At 56.0% G+C, this 10,537-nt stretch carries 10 protein-coding genes; 7 read left to right on the forward strand and 3 right to left on the reverse strand.

The window, feature by feature from the left end:
* The 3 genes from hrpB to maf all read right to left on the reverse strand — a co-directional run.
* The coding region (hrpB, locus tag EOL86_08885) for an ATP-dependent helicase HrpB (protein NCD25690.1) at window positions 1–1,797 on the reverse strand (1,797 nt) is incomplete at its 3' end.
* A gap of 3 nt (window positions 1,798–1,800) precedes the next feature.
* Complete coding sequence (locus EOL86_08890; GenBank protein NCD25691.1) at window positions 1,801–2,289, reverse strand: phosphatidylglycerophosphatase A; 489 nt, start codon at window positions 2,287–2,289, stop codon at window positions 1,801–1,803.
* Window positions 2,261–2,893, reverse strand: coding sequence for a septum formation protein Maf (gene maf, locus EOL86_08895; protein ID NCD25692.1), 633 nt, complete (start codon window positions 2,891–2,893; stop codon window positions 2,261–2,263). Before maf ends, EOL86_08890 begins: the two co-directional genes overlap by 29 nt.
* A 343-nt stretch (window positions 2,894–3,236) precedes the next feature.
* Between maf and EOL86_08900 the strand changes: the two genes are divergently transcribed.
* The 7 genes from EOL86_08900 to EOL86_08930 form a co-directional block, all read left to right on the forward strand.
* Entirely contained in the window at window positions 3,237–4,007 is a 771-nt protein-coding gene (locus EOL86_08900; protein NCD25693.1) for a hypothetical protein, read from the forward strand.
* Between the two features lie 117 nt (window positions 4,008–4,124).
* Complete coding sequence (locus EOL86_08905) at window positions 4,125–5,846, forward strand: methyl-accepting chemotaxis protein (protein NCD25694.1); 1,722 nt, start codon at window positions 4,125–4,127, stop codon at window positions 5,844–5,846.
* Window positions 5,847–6,163: 317 nt separating this feature from the next.
* Entirely contained in the window at window positions 6,164–7,429 is a 1,266-nt protein-coding gene (locus EOL86_08910; GenBank protein NCD25695.1) for a WD40 repeat domain-containing protein, read from the forward strand.
* Window positions 7,430–7,440: 11 nt separating this feature from the next.
* A complete protein-coding gene (locus EOL86_08915; protein ID NCD25696.1) occupies window positions 7,441–8,100 on the forward strand; it encodes a nitrate reductase in 660 nt (219 codons plus the stop codon).
* Window positions 8,101–8,115: 15 nt separating this feature from the next.
* On the forward strand, window positions 8,116–9,432 hold the full coding sequence (locus EOL86_08920; protein ID NCD25697.1) for a (Fe-S)-binding protein: 1,317 nt from the start codon (window positions 8,116–8,118) through the stop codon (window positions 9,430–9,432).
* Window positions 9,433–9,441: 9 nt separating this feature from the next.
* Window positions 9,442–9,819, forward strand: coding sequence for an acidic cytochrome c3 (locus EOL86_08925; protein NCD25698.1), 378 nt, complete (start codon window positions 9,442–9,444; stop codon window positions 9,817–9,819).
* A gap of 455 nt (window positions 9,820–10,274) precedes the next feature.
* Window positions 10,275–10,537: cytochrome c class III (locus tag EOL86_08930; GenBank protein NCD25699.1), on the forward strand; the 263-nt coding region annotated here is incomplete at its 3' end.

Here is a 10,537-nt window from a genome sequence, read left to right on the forward strand (position 1 = left end):
CAAACTGCCCAGCATGCGTTTGCGTAAGGTTACGACCCGGTCCTTGAGCGGATCGAAACGAATTTCGTTTTCCCAGATCATTATATCCCCGAAGAATCTTTCCAGGTCCTCCCGTTCCAAGGGCGCGGCCTGCCAGATGCGCGCGCTGGCAGCCTCGCCGTCCAGGTCGGCGATGGCTAAAAATTCCTGGCTGGCCAGGGAGATTGGTCCGGGCCAGACGGCCTTGCGTCCGTTGGTCAGGCGATAGGAGCCGTCCTCCTGGCGGCGGGCGATGCGGTCCGGATAGGCCAGAGCTGTCAAGAGCCCCGCCACCTCGGACCTGATGGTGCCGGGAGGAGTGGTTGTCGCGCGGAAGAGTTGCTCCTCGCCGGCACGTACCGCTTCGGGCAGACTGGTGCGCGGGTTCACGATTTCGCGTAGGTCCGAGCCCCCACGCATGACTTGTCCAGGCTCGGCCAAAATCGCGGCCAACCGGATCGCCGTGGGGCCGAGGCCGTGGGCCTGGGCCGTGAGGATCATATGCCCCAGGCGCGGATGCAGGGGGAGCTCTGCCACAGCCCGACCATGGGGAGTGATCCGGTTCGCGGCGTCCACCAGACACAGACGGTTTAGCAGAGACATGGCGGTTTGATAGTTGCCGGTTGGCGGCGGGGTCGGCCAGGACAGCTGGGCCGGGTCGGGTGTCCCCCACAGCGCAAGGTCCAGGGCCAGCGGGGCCAGGTCGGCCTCCAGAATTTCCGGCGTGGGGAAGGGTTTGCGACTGATCTCGTCGGTCTGGTCCCAGACACGGATGCACACGCCGGGTGCCGTGCGCCCTGCCCTGCCCCGGCGCTGCTCGATGGTGGCCAAGGAGGCCGGTTCCGTGATCAGCCGGGACATGCCCCCGCGTGGATCAAAGCGTGGCAGGCGGGCCAACCCACTGTCGATGACCACGCGCACCCCTTCAATAGTTAGCGATGTTTCAGCGATGGCCGTGGCCAGAACCACCTTGCGCGTTCCGGGCGCGGCCGGGCAGATGGCCTGGTCCTGTTCCCTGGCGGTCAGGGCCCCGAGCAGTGGATGGAAAAGAATGCCTGGGCCGGGATTGTCGAGCAGTTCCAGAGTGCGTTGGATTTCTCGCGCTCCGGGCAGAAAAGCCAGGATGTCGCCGTGCTCCGTGGCCAGTGCATGTCGGATGGCCTTGGCCATGCGGTCTTCCACAAAGGTTTCGGCCATGCGCAGGTATCGGGTTTCCACCGGGTGGGGTTGCCCCGGACATGACAGGGTGCGACATCCGCCAAGCAAGCTGGCCATGACCTTCACGTCCAGAGTGGCGGACATGATGACCAACCGTAAATCCGGGCGCAGAGCCGCGCGGACATCCAGGCTTAGTGCAAGTCCCAGGTCGGCCTGGAGACTGCGTTCGTGAAATTCATCAAAAATGACGCAGCCGCACCCAGACAGTTCCGGATCGTGTTGGAGCATGCGGGTCAGGATGCCTTCGGTGATGACTTGGACGCGTGTCCGCGGGGAAGTTCGCGCATCCAACCGGGTAAGGTAGCCGATCCGCTTGCCGACAGATTCTCCCAGTAATCCCGCCATATGCCGGGCCGCGGAACGGGTCGCCAGACGACGCGGCTCCAACATGAGGATTTTTTGGCCGCAGAGCCAGGGCTCGTCCATCAAGGCCAGGGGCAGGCGCGTGGTTTTGCCGCTGCCGGGCGGTGCATGGACGACGCACGCGCCGTCTTTGTCCAGGGCGTGGCATACATCCGGGAGAATGGCGTTAATGGGAAGTGGTGGGAGAGCGGCAGACATGGATCAAATCAGGAATCGGCAGAGTGAAAGGACAAGCAGGGCGTATAGGCCGGCGAAGCCGTCGTCGATCATGATGCCCCATCCTCCCGGTAGCCAGGATTCCGAGGCATGGACAGGCCAGGGCTTGAGGATATCGAAGAAACGGAAGAACAAGAACGCCGGAATGATCCAGATGGCATCCGCGGCCGGGAGTAACAGGATGGCAATCCATTGGCCCCAGAGTTCGTCGATGACCACGCAAGACGGGTCTTTGCATTCCAGCAGACACTCGGCCCGGTTCGCGCACAGCGCGCCCAGGGGAAAAAGAAGCAGCAGAACCAAAATCCGACTCCATGCTGGCAGCGGAAGAAAAAAAAACGGCGCTGCCAAGGCTGCGGCCAGAGAACCCCAGGTGCCTGGAGCCCTGGGCATGCGTCCGGCGGGGCCCAGGGTGGCGGCGTGGTGAGCCAGACGTTCAAGGACGTTATCGGACTTGGGCAAGGTGTTGGGCATCGACCACTCCAATGGCTTCGACTTCAAGGAGAATATTCAGGACAGAGCGCAAGGGCAAACCGACAACATTGGTGTATGACCCTTCGATTGTGTCCACCAGGAATGCTCCGATGCCCTGAATGCCATAGGCCCCGGCTTTGTCCATGGGTTCGCCCGAGGCCACGTACGCAGTGAGCATCTCCCGGCTGTTTGTGGCCATGTGAACGCGCGTGGTTTCGGTCTGGCAGCGGGCAATGTTGCCTCGCGCTCGTAGTACGCAGAATCCCGTCATGACCTCGTGCCAGTCGCCAGAGAGTGCGGTCAGCATGGCCAGGGCATGGAATTTGTCCTTGGGTTTGCCCAGGATGTTTAAGCCCTGGACCACGATGGTGTCGGCACTGACGATGAATTTGTCCGGATGCCGGGCCGCGACGTCCATTCCTTTGAGACGGGCCATGCGCGCCGCGTAGTCGGCTGGATTTTCACCAGGTTCGGGAGATGGCTCGTTCATGGAGCTGGGAATGACCTCAAAAGCCAAACCCAGCCCTGCCAGGAGAGCCTGCCGCCTGGGCGAGGTCGACGCCAGCACCAGGGGTTGGCGTGTTCTAAATGGCCCCTGAACCATGCGACCTCCCGAAGTTCGGGCTGGGTGCGTTCTCGGTGACCACCACGCTGGCTACCTGTCTCCGCTGGTTGATGACGGTCTGTTTTCTTCTTTGACTGGCAAGCGGAGCTGCGGCATAACCGCCCGGACCCACTCCCGCGATAGTGATATCAAAACAATTCATATTGCACTCATCAATTTGAAATATTGGAAAAAATTATCCAGGCATATTCATGACCGTTGAGCTTCCCTAATGCAGGGTCGCGGGGAACTCAACCCCTCGTGGAGGGAGGCGGGGATTGGCCTGGACTCGTTGGCAAAATCATTCGTCCGTGGATAACGGATTGGTCGATACGGAGATACGATGCAGGAGACGCAGAACGCGCATACCGAAGAGAAGCGCAAGGGAATTGCTTCTTTTTTTGATCATTACGAAATCAAGGATCTCTTCAAGAGATTCGTGCAGCTTTTGATCGTTGTCGAAGTGCTGATTTTTTTGGTGTGTTGGGTGTATCAGTTGGGAATCGATGAAGTCGCGGTGACGGGCAAGCCCGTCGATATTCCATTTCCGTGGCGAGTGTATTTTCTTGTTGCTTTTTCCGCGCCAGTAGCCGTGACTTTTTTGGTCGGTATCGTGGTTGTTGCCTTCAATTCCTTTGTTTATGGCCAGCGCGGCGAGCCAATTTTCAAGGAAGAAGGTTTGGAGGGAGCTGCCGGCAAGCTGGCCAGGATCGCGAATTTTTGTTTTCAACTCCCATTTTTGCTGACGCTGTTATTGTTGGGGGCACTGATCGGGGTGGCCTACAATATGAGTTCCATCATGGAGTATTTGGCCCGGTTTGGAGAAGCCGCTGCCAAGGTGGTGCTCGTCGGTCTGGGCTGTGTGTTGGTGGCCGGGACAATTTTCGGCGTGGTGCGCATGATTCTCAATTATAAATTGCGGAAAAAGGACATGGAATACGAATATAAGCGGGAAGTCATGGACCGCCTCGGGATCGCCATCATCGACGACAAAACCATGATCGACAGTCAAGGCAAGGTGGTTGGGCCGAAGCAAATCGATATTTCATCCACTGGAAAGAATGTCCTTCCCCCTGGTGCGTCGGAAGATACGTCGCCAGGTCCGAAGGAATGATTGGTTTGTCGGGAGATAACAAGGCATGGTGACATGCCTTTTTTGTTTTCGCTTGCCGAAATGGTGGAATAGGATAGGATAAAACTACTGTCAGACTACTCATCGCGGGGGTGTCGCATGAAGATGAAATTTGGGATTCGGAATCGAATGCTGGTTTTGATCGGCGTGGTCGTGATTTTCATCGGAATTGTCGTTGCTTTTTTTGTTTATGAAGCAGGGCAGTCCAAGGACATGATGATTGCCCGGGTTGGTGATTTGATGCTTGCCGATGCCAAGGACAAAATCCAGGTGGCCACGAACAACATGGCCGTGAGCATATCTGGCATGCTCGCGAAATCCGGGGGGAAGGATCCAATCGAGGGTATTCGCGGTTTGATCGCCGATGTTCGCTTTGAAAGCGACAAAAGTGGGTATTTTTTTGTGTTCAAGGATACAATTTATCAGCTCATGCCGCCAAATCCCGCCCGTGAGGGATCGGATGCCTCGGGCGCCAAGGACGAGCAGGGCGTGTATTACGTGCGTGAACTGATGGAGAGCGCCAAGAAGGGTGGTGGATTCGTCAGCTATATTTTTGACAAGCCCGGCAAGGGGCCACAGCCGAAGATCAGTTACGCGACCATGATTCCGGGAACTGATTTATGGATTGGAACCGGTATTTATATCGACAATATCGCGGTGGCCCAGGCGGCCGTGGCCGCCGATCTGGAAGCCGAGGCCTCCCAGGCTCTGTGGATTGCCCTGAGCTTTGTGACCGGTGGTTTTATCCTGGTATTGCTACCCGTGACCATTGTCTTGGTGCGTTCCATAATCAGGCCAATCCAGAATATGATCAAAATGCTCAAGGATATCGCAGAGGGCGAAGGGGATTTGACTCGCCGTCTCACCGATACATCTGGCACGGAAACCCAAGAGCTCGCGGAATGGTTCAATCTGTTTGTCGGTCGAGTGCATGGGATCATCAAGGACGTGGCGGAGAACTCCGGACAGGTCAACGCGGCTTCGGGGCAGTTGCGGAACTTGTCCTCGGAACTTGGCCAGGCTTCTGGCTTGATGACCGGCAAGGCGGGAACGGTGGCCGCCGCGACCGAGGAAATGAGCGCGAACATGAACTCGGTGGCTTCGGCCATGGAGGAATTTGCCATCAATATCAGGACAGTGGCCACGGCCTCCGAGGAAATGAGTGTAACTATCGCGGAAATTTCTCAGAATACCAGCAAGGCCAAGGAAATTACTGGTCATGCGGTTACCAAGTCCACCGAGGCCTCCCGCCGCGTGGACGAGCTTGGAACGGCCGCGCGGGAGATTGGCAAGGTCACCGAGGCCATCACGGCCATTTCTTCCCAAACCAATTTGCTGGCCCTGAACGCAACCATCGAGGCCGCCCGTGCCGGTGAAGCTGGACGTGGCTTCGCCGTTGTTGCTAATGAAATCAAAGAATTGGCCCAGCAAACCGCCAGCGCCACCGAGGAGATTCGGGAAAGAATCCAGGGTATTCAGGCCGCCACGGGGATCACCGTCACTGAAATCCAGCAGGTGAGCCAGGTCATCAATGACGTGGATTCGATCGTTTCGACCATTGCCGCCGCCGTCGAAGAACAGTCGGTCACGACGCGGGACATTGCCGACAACGTCGGACAGGCCTCTGTTGGTGTCCAGGAAGTCAACGAGAACGTGGCCCAGGCCGATACAGTCACGCGCGATATCGCCAAGGAAGTGGCCGAGGTCAACGAGGCGGCCGGGGCGATTTCGATCACGGCCGAGTCTGTCCAGTCCAGTTCTGGTTTGCTGGCGACATTGGCTGAAAATTTGGATGTCATGGTCAGGCGTTTCAAAATTTGAGTCCCTCTTTTTTTTCTCCTCCACCACGCCCGGCTACGCCGGGCTTTTTTATTCAACGTGTCGAATCCAAGCACGTTTTGGGCCGTGGTGATATTGTATCGATTCGATCTGATTATTTTGTAGACTTGTCGGGTATGAATAGAAAATGGTATTTACAGGGCATCTATTCTAGAGTAGGCGAATGCCAAGAAATTTAGATAGTAAAGTGATTTTATGGATGTTTTTGAAATTCCTCGATCCTGCCTTGAACAGACGGTTCGGGGAATTGTGATCAACCGTGGCCTTTGGAAAAACCGTGTTGGCAAGGAGGGGTTTGTATGGCTGAGTATTCTGCCTGGGATTGGGGCGTGGGCTCCAGGACCGTGGCTGATTTATCCGAATGTGACTGCGATATCGAATGGCGGGAAGAAAATCAGGTCTCTCCCGACGGAGAACAGGTCGCGGCCGTGGTTAAGACCGGAGACGCCGAATTTAGCGTTTGCGTGAATGGATCGTGCTGGGAGCCAAGATACGAACGGATTTGGTATTTGCGCTATTCGCCGGACGGGCGTTTGGCCGGCTTGGCCAATGATCAGGGCGACTGGACCATGTGCGTGGATGGCGAGGCATGGGAAGAGACGTACGGATTTTTGTTTAATACCTTGTTTTCCAAGGACGGCTCCGTCATCGCGTGTTGTCTTGCGGACTCGCTGACGTACGGAATGGTTGTTGACGGCGTGGCGTGGGAAACACTTTTTCCCAACGCCAATAATTTTGCCCTGAGTGACAACGGCGCTCATAGCGCTGCCGTGGTCCAGACCGAACCCTTGGGGCAGGCAGAAGTCTTCAAGTTCAAGAAAGGAGTCTATTCCGTCGCTGTTGACGGGCAGCCCTGGACCACAAATTTTGTCAATGCCTGGACCCCGCGATTCAACGCCGACAGCTCATCCGTGGCCGCCCAGGTCCGGCAGACGCTTTTCGACTACACCATCGCCATTGATGGCAAGCCGTGGCCGGTCACCTATAGCCAAGTCTGGGAGCCAATTTTCCATCCCAAGAATAATTCCGTGGCCGCGCCGGTGCGCGTGTCCGGGAAATGGGGCATGGCCATTGACGCCAAGATTGTCTGGCAGCCTTCGTTTTTCCAAGTTTGGGAACAACAGTTCAGTTCTTCCGGGGAGAAACTGGCGGCCATTGTCTGTCCGCAATATGGACGTTGGACCTTGGCCGTGGATGGCCGGGCGTGGAACACCACGTTTGGGGACATGGTCATGGACATGAGTTTCAGTCCCGACGGACGCCGTTTGGCCGCTTTGGGCAAGCAGGACGGCAAGTGGACGGTTTTTGCCGACGACAAGCCCTGGAGCGCCCAGTACGATATGTGCTACGCGCCGGTTTTTTCTCCGGATAGCGCCCATCTCGCGGCTCGTGTGGAGAACAAGGGGAAATTCACCATCGCGATCGATGGGCGGGAATATGGCAAGACGTTTGATCAGTGCTTTGATCCGATCTTCAGCCCCGATGGAAGCAAGGTTTTGATCCGGGCTATCGACGGCGGCAAGTACCAGAGAATTGTCGAGCCGGTCGCGAACATCATCAAATAAGGAGGCTGGACATGCAGGATGTCTATTTGTGGGTATCTGGCCCCCTGGCGTGGGCCGCTTGGGCGATTTTCGCGCTCGGGTCAATTTACAAAATATGGCGGACCCTGGACACGGCCAGGAAAAAGGATCAGGTCCAGCTTAATTACATATCCCTGAAGTATGGACTACGCTCCATACTTAATTGGTCCATTCCCTTCAACACGACGAACATGCGCTTGCACCCGGTGTTTACCGGGGTGGCCTTTTTCTTTCATATTGCTTTTTTCGCGCTGCTTTTTTTTGTGTCCGCGCACGTCATCATGATTGAAGAAGGGTTCGGGATCGGGTGGTTCACCATTCCCGATGTCGTGGCCGACATCATCGCCTTCGCGGTTATCGGCGCGTGTGTTTTTTTTGGTGTGCGTCGCGTGGTCCGTCCGGAAGTGAATTATGTCACGGATTGGACTGACTACGTGCTTTTGGCCTTGGTCGCGGCCCCGTTCGTGACCGGCGTTTTGGCCTATCACCAGCTGGGCAACTATATGCTGATGGTTGTTTTGCACATGCTCTCCGCCGAGGTATTGCTCGTGGCGATACCGTTTACCCGTTTGAGCCACATGCTGCTGGCTCCCTTGACCCGGGCGTATATCGGTTCCGAATTCGGCATGGTGCGGCACGTCAAGGATTGGTAAAAAGAGGAGTTCGCCATGAAAGAACGCGTCTGGATAAAAGACGAGGGTATTGAGCGGGGTGCGGAGAATCTAACCCCGGAGAGAATTGAGAAAACAATTAATGATGTGCTCGATAACGAAGCGGGCGCCCGTCTCAAGGCGTACGTCGACACCTGCGCTCATTGTGGGCTGTGTTCGGAGGCCTGCCATTTTTATTTGTCCCATGATCGTGACCCGCGTTTTTCGCCCGTGGGCAAGGTCAAGCAGACGGTTTGGGAAATGCTCGATAAAAAGGGCAAGGTGTCCGTTGAATTCATGAAGCAAGCCGTTCAGGTTGCCCAGACGGAGTGCAATCTGTGTCGGCGTTGCGTGCAGTACTGTCCTTTTGGTATTGATATTGCGTATATGATGTCCCTGGTGCGTCGAATTTCTCACAAATTGGAAATCACGCCGCTTTACATTCAGGACACAGCTCATTCCCATTCGGCGACCATGAATCAGATGTGGGTCAAGGACGATGAATGGATCGATGCATTGCAGTGGCAGGAAGACGAAATGCGGGAAGAGCTGCCCATGGCGCGCATTCCGCTGGAAAAAGAAGGCGCCGAGATTATGTACTCGGTCATCGGGCCCGAGCCCAAGTTCCGGACGCAGCTGATTTATCAGGTCGCGGCGATCATGAACGAATGCGGTTGCGATTGGACCATGCCGGCCACGCCGGGCTGGGACAATTCGGACATGGCCATGTACACCGGCGATTCCGAAATGATGGGACGCTTGAAGCGCCTGCATTTTGAAACAGCGGCCAGGCTGCGGGTCAAGAAAATTGTCATGGGCGAGTGCGGCCATGCCTTCCGTTCCGTTTATGACACGGGCAACCGCGTTCTGGGTTGGCGGATGCCCCCGGTGCAAATGGTGCATGCCCTGGAATTTTATTGGGATTTGCTCAACTCCGGCAAGCTCAAGGTGGCAAAGCAGTTTGAAGAGCCGGTGACCTTGCATGATCCGTGCAACGTAGTGCGCGGGCGTGGTCTGCATGAAAAGGCGCGTGAGGTTGTCCGGGCATTTTGTCCCAATTTGGTGGAAATGCATCCAAACCGTGAGCATAACTATTGCTGCTCCGCGGGTGGTGGTGTCATCAATTGTGGGCCGCCATACAAGAATGCTCGCGTCGAAGGCAATCGGATCAAGGCGGAGCAGCTCAAGGCGACGGGGGTCAAGGTGTGTATCGCTCCTTGCCATAATTGCCATGGTGGGCTTGAGGACATCATTCACCACTTCAAGCTTGGAATGGAACTAAAGTTCCTTTGTGAAATTATCTATGACTGCATGGAAAAGCCGAATGCGGTTTAGGGGTGAGTGATGAAAAATAAGCACACTATTGTCATTATATTCTGCGCTTTTTGCCTTATGCTTTGGGGCGTGGCCGCCTTTGCCGAGGAGGACACGGTCCTCAAGGTCGATGCCTTTGGAACGCTGGAAAGGCCGGTCAGTGCTTTTGATCACGATGCGCATGGCGAAATCGTCGGGGATTGTTCCGTTTGTCATCATGTTTATGATAACGGCAAAAAGGTCGAGGGAGAAAGCTCCGAGGACCAAGCCTGCTCTGATTGCCACGGTTTAGAAGCCGAGGGCAGTCAGCCTGGATTACGAACGGCATACCATCAGCAATGCAAGCAATGCCATGTCGACCAGAAGAAAGGTCCGGTGGCTTGCGGCGAGTGTCATGTAAAGAAATAAGCTAGTCGTTTCTCGGTTTTTTCAAAACCCGGCTTTCGTCATGAAAGCCGGGTTTTTTTATGGTGCGCCCGGCAGGGCGCACCCACTTGGAGGTGAAAGTCCTCTACGCACCCGACAGGGGGAAGCGTTAGCCGGACGGCAAGTGTGTCCCCCGCGAGATGGAATCTGAAGGAAGCCGCAGGCAAAACCCTGGTCTGTTTTTTTGCTTGTGAAATATAGGTCGATCTCTTGACGCGAATTTGACAATTCTATACCTCACGAGTCTGAAAAAAACATACCTAAAGAGTCTGCATCAAAATGGCTGTTTTTAGCGTCGTGAGGGTGGTGGCGGGTCTTTAGGGAACGGTAGGGGCGACGGCTTCAATCTATGATGCGGTTGTTGTCGCGAGTTTTGGGCGGTGATTTTATCAACAAGGGATTTTCACATGGAGAAGGGAAGGCCAGCAGTACGATGGATGACCATCCTGTGCGTGAGCATGGCGATGGCTGGATTCGGTCTGAACGCTCTTGGTGGGGGGAAGCAGGGACAGCCTGCGTCGGGGGCGCGGATGGGGGCGGATCTCGTTCCCATCGACACACTGAAGAAGTTTGGCGAGCTGGAATATCCTGTGGTTCGCTTCGCGCACGACAAACACACCAAGGCGGTCGAGGGAAAATGTGAATCGTGTCACGCCATGACGGGAAACACGGTCACGGCCAAGTTCAAACGCCAGCAGGA

Source organism: Deltaproteobacteria bacterium, assembly GCA_009930495.1.
Classification (GTDB): domain Bacteria; phylum Desulfobacterota; class Desulfovibrionia; order Desulfovibrionales; family Desulfomicrobiaceae; genus Desulfomicrobium.